Below are 17,709 nucleotides of genomic sequence, written 5' to 3'. Positions count from 1 at the left end.
TCAACATTTTAACCCTGAAATGGAGCCACTAAGAGTAATGAAACAATTACCGCACATTTCAAAAAAACAATTTAAATTATGCCAAGATCAGTAAATTCGGTAGCTTCAAGAGCTAGAAGAAAGAAAATTTTTAAGCACGCTAAAGGTTATTTCGGAAGAAGAAAGAACGTTTGGACAGTAGCTAAAAACGCGGTAGAAAAAGCAATGCAATATGCTTACCGTGGTAGAAAAGAGAAGAAAAGAAATTTCAGAGCACTTTGGATTACTCGTATCAACGCGGGAACCAGAGAGCACGGAATGTCTTACTCTCAATTTATGGGAGCTCTTAAAAAGAACAACATTGAGCTTAACAGAAAAGTTTTAGCAGATTTAGCAATGAATCACCCTGAAGCTTTCAAAGCAGTTGTAGATCAAGTAAAATAATGTAAAATTTTTGTTATCAATATAAGTCCCAGGTTTTTTGCTTGGGATTTTTTTATTATTTACATTTGCGTAATATTATTAAATTTATAAAATTTTCCTTTAAAGTGAAAAAAATAACTACTCTACTGCTGTTTTCATTAGGAACATATGCATTTCAGGCTCAAAGTTTTATTCAGGCTTATCAGAACAGAGCCAATTTGGTTACCCAGACCAATATAACTACATTACTTCAGGAATTTGGGAATCTTGGCGTAAAAACAACGGGTTCTGTAGCCAATACCAATGCATTAAACTGGCTTAAAGCAAAATATCAGTCTTACGGTTATACAGCAAGTCAGATGGTAGAAGATCCTTTCACATTTGGCTCTACAAGTTCTAAAAATTTAATCATTACCAAGACAGGAACCGTTTATCCGAATACGTACGTTATTATCTGCGGACATTACGACACCATTACAGGTCCCGGAGTAAGCGATAACGGAAGCGGAACTTCTATTATTCTGGAAGCGGCAAGAATTTTAAAAGATGTTCCGACAGAATATTCTATTAAATTCATTCACTTTTCCGGCGAAGAACAGGGATTACAGGGAAGTGCACATTATGTAAACAGTGTGGTTTTCCAGAACAGTGTCCGTCAGTTAAACATCAAACTGGTCTTTAATTTAGATCAGGTAGGTGGAAAAATAGGCAATTCTAATGTTGCCATCAACTGCGAAAGTGACCAAAGCGGGCAAACAGGAAACAATGCTGCCTCTCTTTCCGTTACGCAGCAGCTTGCAGCGTGTACAACGCTGTATTCACCATTACAGACGGTAATGTCGAACGCCTACTCTTCCGATTATATGCCTTTTGAAGCGAAAGGAGACATTATTACAGGCTTTTACGAAACGGTAAGAAGTTATAATGAACATACCGTAAACGATACTTTTGCCAATGTAGACCCCACTTATGTTTTCAACGTAGGAAAGGCGGCTGTAGGAGCTTTACAGCATTTTGCAACAGCCTCTACAAGTTTACTGGCTACGGACGAAAAAACGGTAAATCATTTAGAATCTGTAAAAGTCTATCCCAACCCGACAAAAGACTTTTTAAATATTGAACTTCCTAAAGACGTTAAAAACTTCAGTCTAGAAATTTCGGATATGAACGGAAGACTTGTTTTAAATAAGGAAAACGAAACTAAGGTAAATGTTTCTGGATTAACAAACGGAACGTATATCGCAACGATTAAAACAAAAGACCAAAAAGCGGTAAGAAAAATAATTATCGGTAAATAATTTTTATTTTTCTGTAAAATTAAAATCCTGAACTTTTGTTTAGGATTTTTTTATTATTACATTTGTATACCAATCAAATTACAAAAATTAATAACAAAATGAAAAAGACATCCACATTTCTGCTTTTTTCTTTATCTGCTTTAAGCTTCAATGCACAATCTTTTATTCAGGCTTATCAGGACAGAGCTAATATGGTAACACAAACCAATATTACAACAAACTTACAGAGTTTTGCCAATTTAGGGATTAAAACCACCGGCTCAACAGCGAATAATAATACTTTCAACTGGCTTAAGAATAAATATCTGGCTTTCGGATATTCTTCAAACCAGATTTCGGAAGATGCCTTCACTTACAACGGCAAAAGTTCAAAAAATTTAATCATCACTAAAACAGGAACCGTTTATCCTAACAAATACGTTATCATTTGCGGACATTTCGACACCATAAACGGTCCCGGAGTAAACGATAACGGCAGCGGAACATCCATCATTCTGGAAGCGGCAAGAATTTTAAAAGACGTTCCTACAGAATATTCGATTAAATTCATCCATTTTTCTGGTGAAGAACAGGGACTTATTGGAAGTTCACATTACGTAAATAACGTTGTTTATCAAAATAATATTAAGAAAGTAGACATTAAATTAGTCTTCAATCTGGATCAGGTTGGCGGAAAAATGGGCAATAATAACAATACAATCTATTGTGATGAAGATCAGGGAGGTCTCTCCAGCAATAATGCAGCTTCAGCAAACGTTACACAGCAATTGCGAAACTGTACCGCTTTATATTCTCCTCTTCTAACGGCGGTAGATCCGGCTGAAGCTACAGATTATATTCCTTTTGAAAGAAAAGGCGAAATTATTACAGGCTTTTTTGAAAGAATAAGAAGTAATTATCCTCATACTTCAAACGATACATTTGCTAATACAGATCCAGTTTATATTTATAATATAGCAAAAGCTTCTTTAGGAGCTTTACAGCACTTTGCGGTTGCAGCAAATTCTTTACAGAAAAAAGAAGCATTACTTTCCGGAAATTCTATAGAATCTATAAAGATCTATCCCAATCCTGCGAAAGATTATTTAAATGTTGAACTTCCGGAAGATGTTAAAGATTTCAGTCTTGAAATTTCAGATATCAATGGCAGGCTTGTTTTAAATAAGGAAAATGAAACGAAAGTAAATGTTTCAGAATTACCAAACGGAACGTATATCGCAACAATTAAAACAAAAGACCAAAAAGCGGTAAGAAAAATAATTATCGGAAAATAATCAATGATCAAGCAAAATCCTGAGTTTCTTTCTCAGGATTTTTTATTTCTATATTTGTAAAATAATAAACTAATTACCAATATGAATTTCAAAAAATTAACAGCCATTTTTCTTTTCTCGGTAACAGCCGGAGTATTTCAGGCACAAAGCTTTATTCAGACTTATCAGGACAGAGTTAACTTATTAAAAAAAGAGGACATCATATCCCATTTAAAGGAATTTGAAAAACTGGGTGTTAAAACCACAGGTTCTATAGAAAATGAAAATGCCCTGAACTGGATCAAAAATAAATATTTATCTTTCGGATATTCCGAAAACCAAATGGAAGAAGATCCTTTTTCTATTGGAAAATTAAAATCTAAAAACCTGATCATTACTAAGAAAGGAACTTTATATCCGGATAAATATATCATTATTTGCGGACATTTCGACAGCATTAACGGTCCCGGAGTCAACGATAACGGAAGCGGAACATCCATCATTCTGGAAGCCGCAAAAATCCTGAAAGATATTCCCACTGAATATTCCATAAAATTCATTCATTTTTCAGGTGAGGAACAGGGATTGTACGGAAGCAGACATTATGTAAATGAGGTCGTTTATCAGAACAAAACCAGGCAGATTGATATAAAAATGGTCTTCAATCTGGATCAGGTCGGTGGTAAAAAAGGAATGTTCAACGATACCGTATTTTGTGATGAAGATCAGGGAGGAAGCTCAAAAAATAATGAAGCTTCTAAACAGATTACCAAAGAACTGATGACCTGCACAACTTTATATTCTCCATTACAGGCAAAAATCGATCCCGCAGAAGATACCGACTACATCTCTTTTGAGAAGAAGGGTGAAGTAATCACCGGATTTTTCGAATATCTGAGAAGCGATCTTCCTCATACTGCGGATGATACTTTTGCCAATACTGATGTACAATATGTTTTTAATATCGGTAAAGCGGCAATCGGCGCATTGCAGCATTTTGCTGTCGCATCGAAAAAATAGAGATAATCGAAATAATTATTAAAAAAAGCCAGCCGAAAATCCGACTGGCTTCTAATTTATCCGGCTCTTGTACCGCCTTTTGCAGCATCAGAATTGGGAGGTTTTACTTCTTTTACTTTTCCCTTTTCAGGGTTAATTTTTCCTTTACTTTCCGGTTCGGTTTTGGATTGCTGATTTTCTTTGTTGTCTTCTTTCATGGGATAATTTTTTAATGAATTGTATTTAAAACACATAAGTGACAAAAATAAGCTGAAATTTCATTTAAAACAGTTTAAAAAATCTTCGATTTTATTCTTCTGATAGTTTTGAATATTCTAATTCTTGCAACATAATGGTCTTTTGCCTCTTTTGCGGTTGATTCTTAATGAGTTTAGAGATAAAAATACAACTTTATCGGTTTCTGGAAAGCAAAATTTCTTCAATATCTTTCAGTGTAAAATTCTTGGCTTTCAGTAAAATCAAAAGGTGATACAGCAGGTCTGCCGCTTCATTTTTAAACAGATTATCATTATTGTCTTTGGCTTCGATCACTACTTCTACGGCTTCCTCTCCCACTTTCTGAGCCATTTTGTTGATGCCTCTCTGAAATAATGAATACGTATAGGAACCTTCGGTTTTTTCATCAATTCTTTGGCTTATTTTTTCTTCCAGTTCATACAGAAAACCTTTAGAATCTTTATCGCCAAAACAACTGAAACTTCCGGTGTGGCAGACAACATTTGTAGGAATTGCCTTAATTAAAATTGTATCCTGATCGCAGTCTATCGCAATATTTTTAACCTTTAAAAAATTTCCGGACTCCTCTCCTTTTGTCCAGAGACGGTTCTTGGAACGGCTGAAAAAAGTTACAATTCCTTCTTTTTTGGTTTTTTCAAAAGCTTCTTCGTTCATGTAGCCCAACATTAAAACCTGTAACGTTCTGTCATCCTGAATAATCACCGGAACCAAGCCTTCACTTTTATTAAAATCGATATTCATCGTACTGCAATTTTTTTAATTTTCAAATTATTTTTAAGATCCTGAATCTGCACTTCTCTAAAATGGAAAATACTTGCCGCCAAAGCTCCTGTTGCTTTTGTCTGATTAAAAACGGCTTCAAAATCTTCCATTTTTCCGGCGCCTCCGGAAGCAATGACGGGAATATTTACACTTTCGGAAATTAACTTTGTTATTCTGAGATCAAACCCGTTTTTTGTACCGTCGCCATCCATTGAAGTAAGAAGAATTTCTCCCGCTCCCAGTTCTTCTGCTTTCTTTGCCCAGTCCAAAGTCTTCAGATCCGTTATTTCCCTTCCTCCTTTCACATGAACCCAGTCAGATCCGTTTACTAATTTCGTATCAATAGCAACCACAATACACTGACTACCAAATTCTTTTGATAAATCCGAAATTAGTGCCGGATTTTTAACCGCCGAAGAATTGATACTGATCTTGTCTGCTCCTGCTTCCAAGAGTCTTCTTACATCTTCCACCGTAGAAATTCCGCCGCCGACTGTAAATGGAATACTCAGTTCTGCTGCGATTTTCTGTACCAGTCCGGCAAAAGTTTTCCGTTCTTCTATCGTTGCGGTTATATCCAGAAAAACCAATTCGTCTGCGCCTTCTTTTTCATATCTTTTGGCAAGTTCTACAGGATCTCCCGCATTTCTTAATCCTTCAAAATTAATTCCTTTTACTGTAGTTCCGTCTTTGATATCCAGACACGGAATGATTCTTTTTTTAAGCATTTTCAATAAAATTTTGGAGTTGCTGCAAACTGATTCTTCCCTCATAAATTGCCTTTCCGATAATCGTTCCGGAACAGCCGATCTTTTTCATCTGTTCAACGTCTTCTATACACGAAATTCCGCCGCTTGCAATTAACTGAACTGCTGTTTTTTCTACAATTTCTCTGTACAGTTCGTCCGAAGCGCCCTGAAGCATTCCGTCTTTGGAAATATCCGTACAGATCGCATTTTTAATTCCTTTATTTTTATATTTGAGAATAAAATCGATCACATCCAATTGGCTTTCTTCCAGCCAGCCCGAAGTTTTTATCTTACGGTTTTCGCAATCGGCTCCGAGAATAATTTTATCCGGACCGTATTTTTCAATCAGATCAAAACAGAAATCGGGATCCTGAACCGCAATACTTCCAATCGTAATCTGCTTTGCTCCCGAATTAAAGGCAATTTCAATGTCTTCTAGAGTTTTCAGTCCGCCCCCGAAATCAATTTCCAGAGAAGTTTCTTTCGCAATGGTTTCCAAAACCTTTTGGTTAACAATATGCTTAGATTTTGCACCGTCAAGATCCACCAGATGAAGATATTGTATGCCAAAACTTTCAAATTCTTTGGCGACTTCAAGAGGATTTTCATTGTATATTTTTTTGGTATCGTAATCTCCTTTCGACAAACGAACGCATTTTCCGTCGATGATGTCTATAGCGGGAATAATTTTCATATTCAGTTTTTATTGTTTTAAAAAATTTTCCAGTAAACGGCTTCCTACATCTCCTGATTTTTCGGGGTGAAACTGCATCGCGTAAAAATTATCCTTTTGCAGAGATGCACTGAATGGCAGAATGTAATCGCAGACCGATGTCGTATTTTCCGATAATTCGCAGTAGAAACTGTGAACGAAATACACATCGCTGTTTTCTTCAATCCCTGAAAATATTTCTGATTTAAAATCTGAAATCGTATTCCATCCCATGTGCGGAACAATATTCTTTGCAGGAAACTTTTTAACATCGATGTCAAAAATTCCCATCCCGACTGTGTTTCCCTCTTCATTGTTTTTACACATGAGCTGCATTCCCAGACAAACGCCTAAAACCGGCTGCTTTAAAGTCGGAATTAACTGATCCAAACCTTTTTCCTTTAACAATTTCATGGTAGAAGACGCTTCACCCACTCCCGGAAAAATTACTTTGTCGGCTTTTCTTATCAGGTCAAAATCATCGGTTACCACAGATTCTACATTTAATCTGTTCAATGAATTCTGCACGGAACTGACATTTCCGCCGTTGTATTTGATGATGGCAATCATTATAAACGTCCTTTGGTTGATGGTAAATTAAAATTCTTATCCGTCTGTTTTACTGCCATTTTTAACGCTTTGGCAAATGCTTTAAACACAGATTCGATCTTGTGGTGTTCGTTATCACCTTCCACTTTAATGTTGAGATTACACTTTGAAGAATCGGTGAAGGATTTAAAAAAGTGATAAAACATTTCAGTCGGAACATCACCAATTTTTTCACGCTGAAAATCCGCTTCCCACATTAACCACGGTCTTCCTCCAAAATCAATAGCGACCTGTGCTAAACAATCATCCATCGGAAGCAGGAAACCATAACGCTCAATTCCTTTTTTCTTTCCCAAAGCTTTTAAAACAGCTTCTCCGAGAACAATTCCTGTGTCTTCAATGGTGTGATGCTCATCGACCTGCAAATCTCCTTTCACATTAATTTTCAAATCTAAATTTCCGTGTTTGGAAATCTGTTCGAGCATATGATCAAAAAATTGTAATCCGGTTGAAATTTCAGAGGCTCCGCTTCCATCAAGATTAACCTCAATTTCAATTTCTGTTTCATTGGTTTTTCTGGATACTTTTGCTTTTCTCGGAATATTCGTTAAAAACTGTGCGATTTCGCTCCAGCTTTCCGTCGTTAAATCGGCTTCATCATTCTGAACTTTATTGATCAATATAGATTTTGCTCCTAAATTTTTTGCCAACTGAATATCTGTAAGCCGGTCTCCAATCACAAATGAATTTTCCAGATCGTAGTCTCCGTAAATATATTTTCCCAACATTCCGGTTCCCGGTTTTCTTGTCGGCAGGTTTTCACTTTCAAAACTTCTGTCAATCAGAATATCACTGAAAACAATTCCTTCATTTTCAAAGGCTTTGAGCATTTTTTCCTGTGGTTTGATGAAATCTTCATAAGGAAAACCTTCGGTTCCCAAACCATCCTGATTGGTTACCATAACGAGTTCAAAATCAAGCTCTCTGGCAATTCGGGAAAGATTCTGGAAAACTCCGGGATAAAATTCCAGCTTTTCAAGAGAATCAACCTGAAAATCAATGGGCGGTTCTAAGATTAAGGTTCCGTCACGATCTATAAATAATACTTTTTTCATTTTACTTTTCTTTTACTTTTTCTAAACCTCACAGGTTTTTAAAAATCTGTAAGGTTTCAGATTTAATTAAATACTTTTTAAGACGTTAATCAGCTTATTGTTTTCTTCTCTATTACCCACATTAATTCTAATGCAATCCGGAATCTGCGGACTTCTTTTGCTCGTCAGAATTTCATTTTCCAGCAATTTCCAGTACACCTTATCTAAGTTTTCAAACTGAATCAGGAAGAAATTGGCGTTGCTTGGAAATACTTTTTTGATGCAATTTATTGTCTCTAATTCATTTCTCAACCAAGAAATTTCATTTAAAGTATTTTCTATATTTGAATTTATAATCTCTTTATTACTAATAAGTTCTGATATTTTATTTAAACTTAAAGAATTAACATTGTACGGAGATTTAACCGTATTGATCAGTTGAATAATCTCTTCTGAAGCATATGCAATTCCGACTCTTGCTCCCGCCATTCCCCAAGCTTTTGAGAAGGTTTGAAGAACGATAAGATTGGGAAACTTTTCCAACAGCTCAACACACGATTTCTTTCCTGAAAATTCAATATACGCTTCATCAACCACAACAATTCCCTCAAAATTCTGAATATAAAATTCAATGTCTTCAATAGAATTTCCGGTAGGATTATTGGGCGAACATAAAAAGAAAACTTTTGGTTTTTCTTCGTTTGAGATTTTTAAAAACTCTTCTTTATCGATTCCAAAATTTTCATTCAGATTCAGTTTAACCACTTTATTTTCATTCACCGAAGCATAAAATCCGTACATCGCAAAAGAAGGATTCATCATCAGAACAGCATCTTTTTTAGGTTCACAAAAAACTTTCACGATAAGGTCAATCAGTTCATCGCTTCCGTTTCCGACAGCAATCTGCTTAGCCGAAACATCTTTCAAAACTGCCAATTTTTGTTTCAATTCTTTTTGAGTAGAATCCGGATAACGGTTCAGTTCTCCGAACGCGCTTTCATTCGCATCCAGAAAAACAGGATTTTCAAATGTATTATTGTCCCTGAAACTCACATAAGGCTGCAGTTCAAGAATATTTTTTCTTACTAAATCTTTGATATTAAATTCTTTCATTCTGTTCTTTTAATCTGATACTTACTGCATTTTTGTGAGCGAAAAGTCCTTCCGCTTCAGCCATTATTTCAATGGTTTTTCCTAATTTTTTCAATCCCTGTTCCGACAGATTCTGAAAAGTAATTTTCTTTACAAAACTGTCAAGAGAAACCCCGCTGTAATTTTTCGCAAAACCGTTGGTAGGAAGGGTGTGATTGGTTCCGCTCGCGTAATCTCCTGCACTCTCGCATGAATAATTTCCTAAGAACACAGAACCGGCATTCTGAATTTTCGGAATATAATTTTCAAAATCATTAACGGCTAAAATCAAGTGTTCCGGAGCGTACAAATTGCTGAATTCCAAAGCTTCATCTATTGAATTCAGTAAAATAAAATGACTGTTTTTCAAAGATTCTGCTGCCATTTCATTTCTTGAAAGTGCTTCAAGCTGTTTTTGGGTTTCCAGAAGGGTTTCATTAAGAATTTTCTCGTCTGTGGACAGGAAAATCACCTGACTGTCGCTTCCGTGTTCTGCCTGAGAAAGCAAATCTGCTGCACAGAATTCAGGAACCGCCTTTTCATCGGCAATCACAAGAACTTCACTCGGTCCGGCAGGCATATCGATGGCAATATTGTAGTTTTGTGCGTATTCTTTAGCGGCAACAACATACTGATTTCCCGGCCCGAAAATTTTGTAGACATTCGGAATACTTTCTGTCCCAAAAGTCATTGCTGCAATTGCCTGAGCGCCTCCTGTCTTGAAAATCTGCGTTACTCCGCACAATTTTGCCGTATATAAAATGGCAGGATTTACATTGCCGTTTTTATCGGGCGGCGTACAGAGAATAATCTCTTTACAACCCGCTAACTGAGCCGGAATAGCAAGCATTAAAACCGTAGAAAACAACGGCGCTGTTCCTCCCGGAATATAAATTCCTACTTTTTCAATGGCTCGGTTTTCTCTCCAGCAAACCACTCCTTTTGTTGTTTCTATTTTTTCGATCGTAGGAATTTGTGAAGCGTGAAATCTGGTAATATTCGATTTTGCTTCCTGAATGGCTGTTTTCAGTTCTTCACTGATCAGATTTTCAGCGGCTTCAACTTCTTCTTCAGAAATTTTAATGTTGTTTATTTCTGCGGAATCAAATTTTCTAGCAAAATCAATCAACGCCTGATCTCCGTTGTTCTTCACTTCATCGAAAATTCCGGCAACGATTTCTGTTAATCTTTCTCTTTTTATAACGGGTCTTTTTGTTAATTCAGACCATTGTTCCCTTTCAGGATATCTTTCTATTTGCATATTAAATCACCATTTTATCGATTGGAATTATTAAAATATCCTGCGCTCCTTTGTCTTTCAGTTCATCAATCACTTCCCAGAAACGCGCTTCGTCTATCACGGAATGGATGCTGCTCCACCCTTCTTCCGCCAACGGAATTACCGTAGGACTTTTCAGCACAGGAAGCGCTTTTGAAACTTCTGCGATCTTGTCGTTCGGAACATTCATGAGAATATATTTTGAATTTTTTGCTTTAAGAACGGCTTTAATTCTGAAGAGAAATTTTTCAAGAATTTTGGTTTTTTCTTCATCCAGTCTGAATGTTTTTGCCAGAACGGCTTCAGAAGTAAGAATCGTAACGGTTTCTCTTAATCCGTTTTTGAAGAGGGTACTTCCTGAGCTTACAATATCGCAGATTCCGTCGGCAAGACCAATGTTCGGTGCGATTTCTACAGAACCTGAAATGATGTGAATGTCTGCTGAAATATTGTTTTTATCCAAAAAGTTTTTCAGGGTATTCGGATAAGAAGTAGCTATTTTTTTTCCCTGAAAATAGGTGATCTCATCGGTTTCAATTTCTTTCGGAACTGCCAGAGAAACCCTGCATTTTGAAAATCCTAAAGGCTGAACGATTTCAATTTTTTTCTGTTTTTCTACCAGAAGATTTTCTCCTACAATGGCAATATCTACCACTCCGTCTTCCAGATACTGAGGAATATCCGAATTTCTGAGATACATGATTTCCATCGGAAAATTTTCTACGGAAACTTTTAGCTGATCTTTTCCGTTGTTAACGAAAATACCGCAGTCTTTTAAAAGCTGAAGAGATTCTTCGTAAAGACGACCGCTTTTCTGTATGGCTATTTTTAATTTACTCATTTTACTTTTTGTTGTGTCTGAGTAAAAAAAGGAGGGTTTGGAAATAAATTGCCCGGGATGAATTTAGAAACAAAAAACCGCCTGTTTACTCAGACGGTTTTAATTATTTTGATTTTTAACATAAGTACATATCAATCAATTCCGTCTTAGCAGAGATGATGATGATAATGATGTACTGTTAAAAAATTCGGTTTCATTGTTGAAAATTGTGGTACAAATGTAGGACTTATTTTTAAACTGCCAAAAAATTTACGAAATAATTTTTCGGTAAAGATTCATCAGGTTATTGGCAATCGGTTCGTCGTTGAACTGCTGAACGAAGTGAAAACCTTTATCAGCACGGCGTTTACGTTCGGATTCGTTGTCCCATAAAAATTTAATTTTAGACTGAATATCGAGATGATTTTCCGGATCTACATAGACGGAATCGGGACCGCCCGCTTCGGGAAGACAGCTTGTATTGCTTGTAATAACTACTGTTTTTGAAAATAATGCTTCGATGACAGGAATTCCGAAGCCTTCGAAAAAGCTTGGATAAACGAAGATATCGGCAAGTTTGTAGATTGCAGCGAGTTCATCCATGGAAACTCCTTCGAGAAACTGCACGCTGATTTTATGCTGCTGAACAAACTGTTCCACTTTCCTGAAGTATTTTGTTTTTTTGCCGACAACCACGAGTGGAATATTCGTGTCTTTCAACGCTTTTACCACATTGAGAAGATTTTTACGTTCTTCGATGGTTCCGACATTGAGAATGAATTTTTCCGGAAGACTGTATTTTTCTTTGGTTTTCTGAATGAATTCTTCGGATTGCTGTTCTTTAAACGCTTTATGGCATCCCTGATAAATGACTTCGATCTTCGATTCGGGAACTTTTAAAAACTGGATAATATCGCGCTTGGTCTGTTCTGAAATGGCAATGATTTTATCGGCAGAATTTGCGGCTTTCCTGAATTTCCAGAAGTGAATTTTACGGTCGAAAAAGGAATAATATTGCGGATATCTTTCAAAAATAAGGTCGTGAATGGTGACAATTTTTTTGATGGGTTTTTGATCCCATTTCAAAGGCAATTCGCCGGATAATCCATGAAAAATATCGGCGTTCTGTTTTTGGGCATCCTTCCCCATTTTAAACTGTCGGGACATTTTTCCTTTGGAAGTTTCCACAAAATGAACGTTGGAGTTTTCTAAAATATCAGATCCTCTTTCCGATTTGTTTTTGTTGAGCAGAATGTATTCGTTTTCAGGGAAATACTGTGCTAAAATTCTAACAAGATCGCGGGAATAATTCCCTAAACCGGAAGTGTTGTGAAAAAATCTTTTGGCATCAAATGCTATCTTCATGGCTGTATTTGTTTTTGAAATTCCTGAAATGTTCCGAATGAATAATTTTTACTTTTTAACCACGAAACAAATTCATCAAATCTTTCTATCATATCATTTCCGGAATTTTTTACGGTAAAACCGGGTAATTTAAAAGCTTCGTCTTTTATTTCGGCGAATTCCCACGGATGAAAGTAGATGTTGAGATATTTGTCTTTTTTCAAAACGTCTGAAGCCAGTTTTTTGTAGAAAAACAATGGAAAATTGTGAAAACTCAGCCAAAATAATGGGATTCTGAAGTTGGGTGAAACGGAAGCCGGAATCTGCACCACATTTCCTTCGTTAAAATAAGTTCTTGATATTTTTAAATTATTATATCTTCCGGGAAGATAGGTCGGATTGATGGACGAATTGTAAGAATATCCCGCGTTTTCAACAGCATTTTTGCTTACAGGCATCATTCTGGGCATTCGAAGTCCTGTAACCTGCGTTGAAAACAGTTCTTCGAGCCGTTCTTTGGATTCTTTAAGGTGTTTTTCTTCAAAATCTGAATGAAACCATGTGTGAGAAGCCAATTCGTGACCTTCATTTAACAGTCTTCTGATGAGTTCTTTGCTGTTTTCTGCAAAAACTACGGTTGAAAAGAACGTTGCTTTTGCATGGTGTTTTTTGAGAATATCTAAAATTCTTTCGACGCCTTTCTGAGAAATTGAGATTTGCTGTTCAAAGGAAATTTCGCCTTTGTATTCGAATGGCATATCAAATTCCTCGATGTCAAAACTTAATAAAACCATTTAAAAATTTTTATTTTTGATGATATAATTAGGTCTTTCTTTTACCTGTTTGAAAATTTTGCCTAAATAAATTCCCATAATTCCTAAAATAATCAGTTGCAGACCGCCAAAAAATACGATGGTCATAATTAATGAAGCCCATCCTGAAATTTCGGTTTTTGCCACGAAGGAATAAATGACATACAAACCGTATCCGACAATTGAAAATGCGGAAAAAAGGAATCCTAAATAGGCTGCAATATACAGTGGTTTTACACTGAATGCCGTAATCCCTGTAAATGCAAAAGTGATCATTTTCTTGAGGTTATAGCTGCTTTCACCTGAAAGTCTTTCATTGGCTGTAAATTCGATTCCGGTCTGTTTAAAGCCCATCCAGCTTGTTAAACCCCGTAAAAAGAGGTCATCCTCGTTGAACGTTCTCATCACTTCGACTGCATTCGCATCCATCAGTCTGAAATCTGATCCGCCTCCTTTTGTTAAATTAACATCGGACAAACTCGACAGGATTTTATAAAAAAAGTCGGATGTTTTTCTTTTAAAGTAGGAAATCTGCTTCGGATAGGTTCGAATCGTAAAAACAATGTCGTAGCCTTCTTCCCATTTCCGGATCATTTCAGGAATCATTTCAGGGGGATGCTGAAGATCGCCGTCCATGGAAATGACCGCATTTCCGAAAGCATTATCCATTCCTGCTTTTACGGCGGGTTGATGTCCGAAATTACGTGAAAATTCAATGAATTTTACTTCGTCATATTTTGCGGAAAGTTCTTCGAGCTTCTGCTGGGTTTTGTCGCGGCTTCCGTCGTTCACGAAAATAATTTCAAAGCCGTAATCATCCAGTCCATCAAAAACTTCTTTAATTTTCTGATGAACCAAAGCCACGTTTCCTTCTTCGTTATGCGCAGGAATTACAATTGAAATTTTTTTCATAATCAGTTCAGGCTGTAGTCTTTTTCGAAGTCTTTTGTTACCAGTTCATAAATGATCCTGAACCAGACAACGATGCAAGGTAAAGCTTTTAGGGAATATTTAACAATATAATTCTGTTTTATAAATTTTGGAAATAAGTCTGATGGTGAAAAACAGGTGAGAATAATTACAAAAATCAACATAGCATAAACAATCGGTGTTCTTTTTTTCTGAAGGAAAAACCAGATCATCACTCCCGCTACTGCAATAATGTATGTTGGAGATTCTGATCCTGAACTGAACAATACTAAAAAAAGTAAGGTTGAAGCCAGAATCATCAATTGATATGCGTAATGTTTGTACTGTTTAATTCTTACATACGGCAAAAAGAACAAAGGCGCTCCGAAAGCCATAAAAGTAAGGTTGGAAATTGAAGCATCCTGCAAAATTCTTCTTACAAATCCCATTAAAGAAATGTCCTGGTAAGAATCCAGACTTTGATTGAGTCCGTTTTTTTCAGCCAGAGAGTGAAACCAGTCTGTATAGCTCTGTACAACGAACTGCGGGCTGGAAATTGCCATCGGTAATACAAAAAATAAAGCCGCAACTGCAATTCCGGACAGAATAAATTTGAGCTTGTTTTTGATGAAGAAAAACTGCGAAAGTCCCAAAATTCCGTACAGTTTTACAAATACTCCCACTAAAATGGCTGTAGCAGACTGTACTTCTTTTTTTTCATAAATAAAAATGGCAGACAGCATAAGCAATCCTACCAAAGCAATATTGAACTGAAGACTTACGGCTGCTGTAATATATTCCTGAAGACAAAGCAGTGCAAAAAGTGCTTTTTTAGCATCAGAAAACGGAAGTTTGTAAATGGCAAACAGGAAAATGGCTGCGTTGGCAACGTTCCATAATGAAATTCCAAGCCAATCGGGAATCAAAGCAAAAGGAGCAATCAGAATACTGAAAAATATTCCATAATGATTGGCATCTAAGTATCTTTCGGGATACTGCAAGTAGAGATTTTTCTGCTCGAAGGTATTCACGAAAACATTTTTGAAGATCAGATAATTGTTAATCGCCTGTGGTCCTCTGAAATATTTGGATAACGCCGTTGCAACAGCTATAATAAGATAAACCCCAAATATGTATTTAGGGTTTAGCAATATTTTAAGAATTTTTTCTTTCAAGATGTGAGGTTTTAGTTTAAAATATTCATCTTAAACAGCAACATTATTCTCTCTCAACGCATCATTTAAAGACGTTTTTTTGTCTGTAGATTCCTTTCTTTTTCCGATAATCAATGCACATGGAACCTGATATTCTCCTGCAGGAAAGGTTTTGGTATAACTTCCCGGAATAACTACTGATCTCGCAGGAACTCTTCCTTTGATCTCAACCGGAGTTTCACCCGTTACATCAATAATTTTTGTAGATGCCGTTAAAACCACATTAGCTCCCAAAACAGCTTCTTTTTCAACATGCACTCCTTCTACAACGATGCATCTTGATCCTACGAAACAATCGTCCTCGATAATTACCGGAGCAGCCTGAAGCGGTTCTAAAACACCACCGATACCAACACCACCACTCAGGTGAACGTTTTTACCAATCTGCGCGCAGCTTCCAACTGTTGCCCAAGTATCCACCATAGTTCCGGAATCTACATAAGCACCGATGTTTACATAAGATGGCATCATAATAACTCCCGGCGCAATATAAGCTCCTTCTCTTGCGATTGCATGCGGAACAACTCTCACTCCTTTTTCAGCGTAGTTTCTCTTCAAAGGCATTTTATCATGAAATTCGAACGGACCGACTTCAATCGTTTCCATTTTCTGAATCGGGAAGTACATTACTACTGCTTTTTTCACCCACTCGTTCACCTGCCATCCGTTTTCTGTAGGTTCTGCTGTACGAAGCTCTCCTTTATCAACCAAAGAAATCACCTCTCTAACCGCCTTCTGGCTGTCTTCATTCTGCAATAGTTCTCTGTTTTCCCAGATATTTTCAATAGTTTGTTGTAACGACATGTTTATTATTTAATTTAAATTGAAAAATTATACGCTGCCAAAGATACAAAAAAGATCAGCAAAACCTTTTGAAAGTATTTTGTTTAGAACGAAACTTGTTTAAACTTTTTTACCGCAAAAGAAGCAAAAAATTTAAACACTTTAGTTTCTTAAGTTTAGTTTAATAGTTAAATAGAAAAAAAGTGCACCTAAGTTTTAAAAAAATCAAAGATTTTTTCTGTTTGCAGACTATTGAAATATTTTAAATAAATCCAATAAAGTCTTTTGTATCCTTTAAGGTTAAATTTAAAATTAGTTTAAACAACTTCATGATTTTAATATTCCGGATGCTTTAAACAATGTTTTAATTTAATTGTATAAGCCACATACGATTTAAGTAAATCAAAATCGGCTAAAGCAGAAATTTATGATATGTTTTGGCTAAAGCCAATTGTATTCTTAATTATTTAAAATGGGCTAAAGCCCATTTCTGTTGATATATCAGATAATATGAAACGCTTATCTTTAGAACATTGTCGCATTACAGATATCAATCCAACGGATTGATGGTTGGTTTTTTTATTACTATTTCTACACAGATTCTGTTCCTAAAGGAGCAAAACTCTTTTACTTTAAAAATCTTATGTTTTTAAGTTATACAATGCCTTTTTGTTTATTAAGGCAACACAAAAACAATTGTAATATTTTGATTATCAGAAGGTATTGAAATATTCTTTGTTTAACAAAACATAAACTACAGAACTCTCTGCGCATGAAGATAGGCTTTGTTCCAGTAGGTTTCATTTAAGGAAGAAATAATAACGCCTTTTGATGTGGAAGCGTGAATAAATTTAACTTCGCCGTCACTTCCGATATCATGAACGATCCCGACGTGCGAAACTTTGCTTCCTCCTGCTGTTGCGAAAAACAGGAGATCTCCCGGTTTTACATCTTTGATGTTAATCTGAGATCCTGCTTCTGCCTGATCTGCGGATCTTCTCGGAAGTTTGAAATCATTTTCCTCGAATACTTTTACGGTAAATCCGGAGCAATCGAAACCTGAAGAAGTATTTCCGCCGAATTTATAAGGCGCACCCAAATATTTTTCTGCGTCTTTCAGGAGCTCGTTGATGGATTTTGAAATTTTCCCGTCAAATCTGGAATCAAGTTTTCTGAGGTTTTCAGATTTGGCAACGGTTTTGGTAACCGGAGTTTTTTTTACAACGTTTTTTGAACTTCCGCAGGAAATGATAAATACGGAAAACAGTGATACAATAAATATGTTTTTAACAAACTTTTTTTTGCCTAAAAATCTATTCATCATATTTCCCTGAATTTTTA

The 17,709-nt window shown here is 36.1% G+C and carries 19 protein-coding genes; 4 read left to right on the top strand and 15 right to left on the bottom strand.

Features of this window, described 5'->3' with window-relative positions; genetic code table 11:
• Positions 1 to 78 precede the first annotated feature (78 nt).
• From rplT to B0E34_RS13120, 4 genes are all read left to right on the top strand, one after another.
• Entirely contained in the window at positions 79 to 423 is a 345-nt protein-coding gene (gene rplT, locus B0E34_RS13135; RefSeq protein WP_029293267.1) for a 50S ribosomal protein L20, read from the top strand.
• Between the two features lie 104 nt (positions 424 to 527).
• On the top strand, positions 528 to 1,700 hold the full coding sequence (locus B0E34_RS13130; RefSeq protein ID WP_087710104.1) for a M28 family peptidase: 1,173 nt from the start codon (positions 528 to 530) through the stop codon (positions 1,698 to 1,700).
• Positions 1,701 to 1,798: 98 nt separating this feature from the next.
• Positions 1,799 to 2,974 (top strand): M28 family peptidase, encoded by a 1,176-nt coding sequence (locus tag B0E34_RS13125; protein WP_087710102.1) that lies wholly within the window; start codon positions 1,799 to 1,801, stop codon positions 2,972 to 2,974.
• Between the two features lie 81 nt (positions 2,975 to 3,055).
• Positions 3,056 to 3,973 carry a M28 family metallopeptidase gene (locus B0E34_RS13120; protein ID WP_087710100.1) on the top strand — a complete coding sequence of 306 codons (918 nt, stop codon included), beginning with the start codon at positions 3,056 to 3,058 and terminating at the stop codon, positions 3,971 to 3,973.
• A 56-nt stretch (positions 3,974 to 4,029) separates the two neighbouring features.
• On the opposite strand, the gene B0E34_RS21345 is transcribed toward B0E34_RS13120, so the two are convergent.
• The 15 genes from B0E34_RS21345 to B0E34_RS13050 form a co-directional block, all read right to left on the bottom strand.
• A complete protein-coding gene (locus B0E34_RS21345) occupies positions 4,030 to 4,170 on the bottom strand; it encodes a hypothetical protein (protein WP_165762986.1) in 141 nt (46 codons plus the stop codon).
• 193 nt (positions 4,171 to 4,363) lie between these two features.
• Complete coding sequence (gene hisIE / locus B0E34_RS13115) at positions 4,364 to 4,951, bottom strand: bifunctional phosphoribosyl-AMP cyclohydrolase/phosphoribosyl-ATP diphosphatase HisIE (protein ID WP_087710098.1); 588 nt, start codon at positions 4,949 to 4,951, stop codon at positions 4,364 to 4,366.
• Positions 4,948 to 5,700 (bottom strand): imidazole glycerol phosphate synthase subunit HisF, encoded by a 753-nt coding sequence (gene hisF, locus B0E34_RS13110; protein WP_087710096.1) that lies wholly within the window; start codon positions 5,698 to 5,700, stop codon positions 4,948 to 4,950. Before hisF ends, hisIE begins: the two co-directional genes overlap by 4 nt.
• Entirely contained in the window at positions 5,693 to 6,415 is a 723-nt protein-coding gene (gene hisA, locus B0E34_RS13105) for a 1-(5-phosphoribosyl)-5-[(5-phosphoribosylamino)methylideneamino]imidazole-4-carboxamide isomerase (protein ID WP_087710094.1), read from the bottom strand. Before hisA ends, hisF begins: the two co-directional genes overlap by 8 nt.
• Positions 6,416 to 6,424: 9 nt before the next feature.
• The gene (gene hisH / locus B0E34_RS13100) at positions 6,425 to 7,003 is read right to left on the bottom strand and encodes an imidazole glycerol phosphate synthase subunit HisH (RefSeq protein WP_087710092.1); all 579 of its coding nucleotides are present in this window, start codon (positions 7,001 to 7,003) and stop codon (positions 6,425 to 6,427) included.
• On the bottom strand, positions 7,003 to 8,097 hold the full coding sequence (gene hisB, locus B0E34_RS13095) for a bifunctional histidinol-phosphatase/imidazoleglycerol-phosphate dehydratase HisB (protein WP_087710090.1): 1,095 nt from the start codon (positions 8,095 to 8,097) through the stop codon (positions 7,003 to 7,005). Before hisB ends, hisH begins: the two co-directional genes overlap by 1 nt.
• A 66-nt stretch (positions 8,098 to 8,163) precedes the next feature.
• Entirely contained in the window at positions 8,164 to 9,189 is a 1,026-nt protein-coding gene (gene hisC, locus B0E34_RS13090; RefSeq protein ID WP_087710088.1) for a histidinol-phosphate transaminase, read from the bottom strand.
• On the bottom strand, positions 9,176 to 10,468 hold the full coding sequence (gene hisD / locus B0E34_RS13085; protein WP_087710086.1) for a histidinol dehydrogenase: 1,293 nt from the start codon (positions 10,466 to 10,468) through the stop codon (positions 9,176 to 9,178). Before hisD ends, hisC begins: the two co-directional genes overlap by 14 nt.
• 1 nt (position 10,469) lies before the next feature.
• Entirely contained in the window at positions 10,470 to 11,327 is an 858-nt protein-coding gene (gene hisG / locus B0E34_RS13080; RefSeq protein ID WP_087710084.1) for an ATP phosphoribosyltransferase, read from the bottom strand.
• 249 nt (positions 11,328 to 11,576) lie between these two features.
• Positions 11,577 to 12,671: a glycosyltransferase family 4 protein gene (locus B0E34_RS13075; protein ID WP_087710082.1), complete on the bottom strand. Its 1,095-nt coding sequence runs from the start codon at positions 12,669 to 12,671 to the stop codon at positions 11,577 to 11,579.
• A complete protein-coding gene (locus tag B0E34_RS13070) occupies positions 12,668 to 13,444 on the bottom strand; it encodes a polysaccharide deacetylase family protein (RefSeq protein WP_087710080.1) in 777 nt (258 codons plus the stop codon). Before B0E34_RS13070 ends, B0E34_RS13075 begins: the two co-directional genes overlap by 4 nt.
• The gene (locus tag B0E34_RS13065) at positions 13,445 to 14,374 is read right to left on the bottom strand and encodes a glycosyltransferase family 2 protein (protein ID WP_087710078.1); all 930 of its coding nucleotides are present in this window, start codon (positions 14,372 to 14,374) and stop codon (positions 13,445 to 13,447) included.
• A 2-nt stretch (positions 14,375 to 14,376) separates the two neighbouring features.
• On the bottom strand, positions 14,377 to 15,546 hold the full coding sequence (locus tag B0E34_RS13060; RefSeq protein WP_087710076.1) for a glycosyltransferase family 87 protein: 1,170 nt from the start codon (positions 15,544 to 15,546) through the stop codon (positions 14,377 to 14,379).
• 30 nt (positions 15,547 to 15,576) lie between these two features.
• On the bottom strand, positions 15,577 to 16,389 hold the full coding sequence (locus tag B0E34_RS13055) for a 2,3,4,5-tetrahydropyridine-2,6-dicarboxylate N-succinyltransferase (RefSeq protein ID WP_087710074.1): 813 nt from the start codon (positions 16,387 to 16,389) through the stop codon (positions 15,577 to 15,579).
• A gap of 733 nt (positions 16,390 to 17,122) precedes the next feature.
• Positions 17,123 to 17,689 (bottom strand): C40 family peptidase, encoded by a 567-nt coding sequence (locus B0E34_RS13050; RefSeq protein WP_087710560.1) that lies wholly within the window; start codon positions 17,687 to 17,689, stop codon positions 17,123 to 17,125.
• Positions 17,690 to 17,709 lie beyond the last annotated feature (20 nt).

This window comes from Chryseobacterium mucoviscidosis (genome assembly GCF_002177115.1).
Taxonomy (GTDB): Bacteria; Bacteroidota; Bacteroidia; order Flavobacteriales; family Weeksellaceae; genus Chryseobacterium; species Chryseobacterium mucoviscidosis.
Note: the sequence above shows the minus strand (reverse complement) of the source record. Positions and strands in the feature narration are given on the sequence as shown.

Coding starts and splice junctions, on each gene's coding strand:
- hisB (WP_087710090.1), bottom strand. CDS start 8,097: ATGAAAAAAGTATTATTTATAGATCGTGACGGAACCTTAATCTTAGAA.
- B0E34_RS13065 (WP_087710078.1), bottom strand. CDS start 14,374: ATGAAAAAAATTTCAATTGTAATTCCTGCGCATAACGAAGAAGGAAAC.
- B0E34_RS13070 (WP_087710080.1), bottom strand. CDS start 13,444: ATGGTTTTATTAAGTTTTGACATCGAGGAATTTGATATGCCATTCGAA.
- hisG (WP_087710084.1), bottom strand. CDS start 11,327: ATGAGTAAATTAAAAATAGCCATACAGAAAAGCGGTCGTCTTTACGAA.
- B0E34_RS13075 (WP_087710082.1), bottom strand. CDS start 12,671: ATGAAGATAGCATTTGATGCCAAAAGATTTTTTCACAACACTTCCGGT.
- B0E34_RS13120 (WP_087710100.1), top strand. CDS start 3,056: ATGAATTTCAAAAAATTAACAGCCATTTTTCTTTTCTCGGTAACAGCC.
- B0E34_RS13055 (WP_087710074.1), bottom strand. CDS start 16,389: ATGTCGTTACAACAAACTATTGAAAATATCTGGGAAAACAGAGAACTA.
- B0E34_RS21345 (WP_165762986.1), bottom strand. CDS start 4,170: ATGAAAGAAGACAACAAAGAAAATCAGCAATCCAAAACCGAACCGGAA.
- B0E34_RS13050 (WP_087710560.1), bottom strand. CDS start 17,689: ATGAATAGATTTTTAGGCAAAAAAAAGTTTGTTAAAAACATATTTATT.
- hisH (WP_087710092.1), bottom strand. CDS start 7,003: ATGATTGCCATCATCAAATACAACGGCGGAAATGTCAGTTCCGTGCAG.
- rplT (WP_029293267.1), top strand. CDS start 79: ATGCCAAGATCAGTAAATTCGGTAGCTTCAAGAGCTAGAAGAAAGAAA.
- hisF (WP_087710096.1), bottom strand. CDS start 5,700: ATGCTTAAAAAAAGAATCATTCCGTGTCTGGATATCAAAGACGGAACT.
- B0E34_RS13125 (WP_087710102.1), top strand. CDS start 1,799: ATGAAAAAGACATCCACATTTCTGCTTTTTTCTTTATCTGCTTTAAGC.
- hisC (WP_087710088.1), bottom strand. CDS start 9,189: ATGAAAGAATTTAATATCAAAGATTTAGTAAGAAAAAATATTCTTGAA.
- hisD (WP_087710086.1), bottom strand. CDS start 10,468: ATGCAAATAGAAAGATATCCTGAAAGGGAACAATGGTCTGAATTAACA.
- hisIE (WP_087710098.1), bottom strand. CDS start 4,951: ATGAATATCGATTTTAATAAAAGTGAAGGCTTGGTTCCGGTGATTATT.
- hisA (WP_087710094.1), bottom strand. CDS start 6,415: ATGAAAATTATTCCCGCTATAGACATCATCGACGGAAAATGCGTTCGT.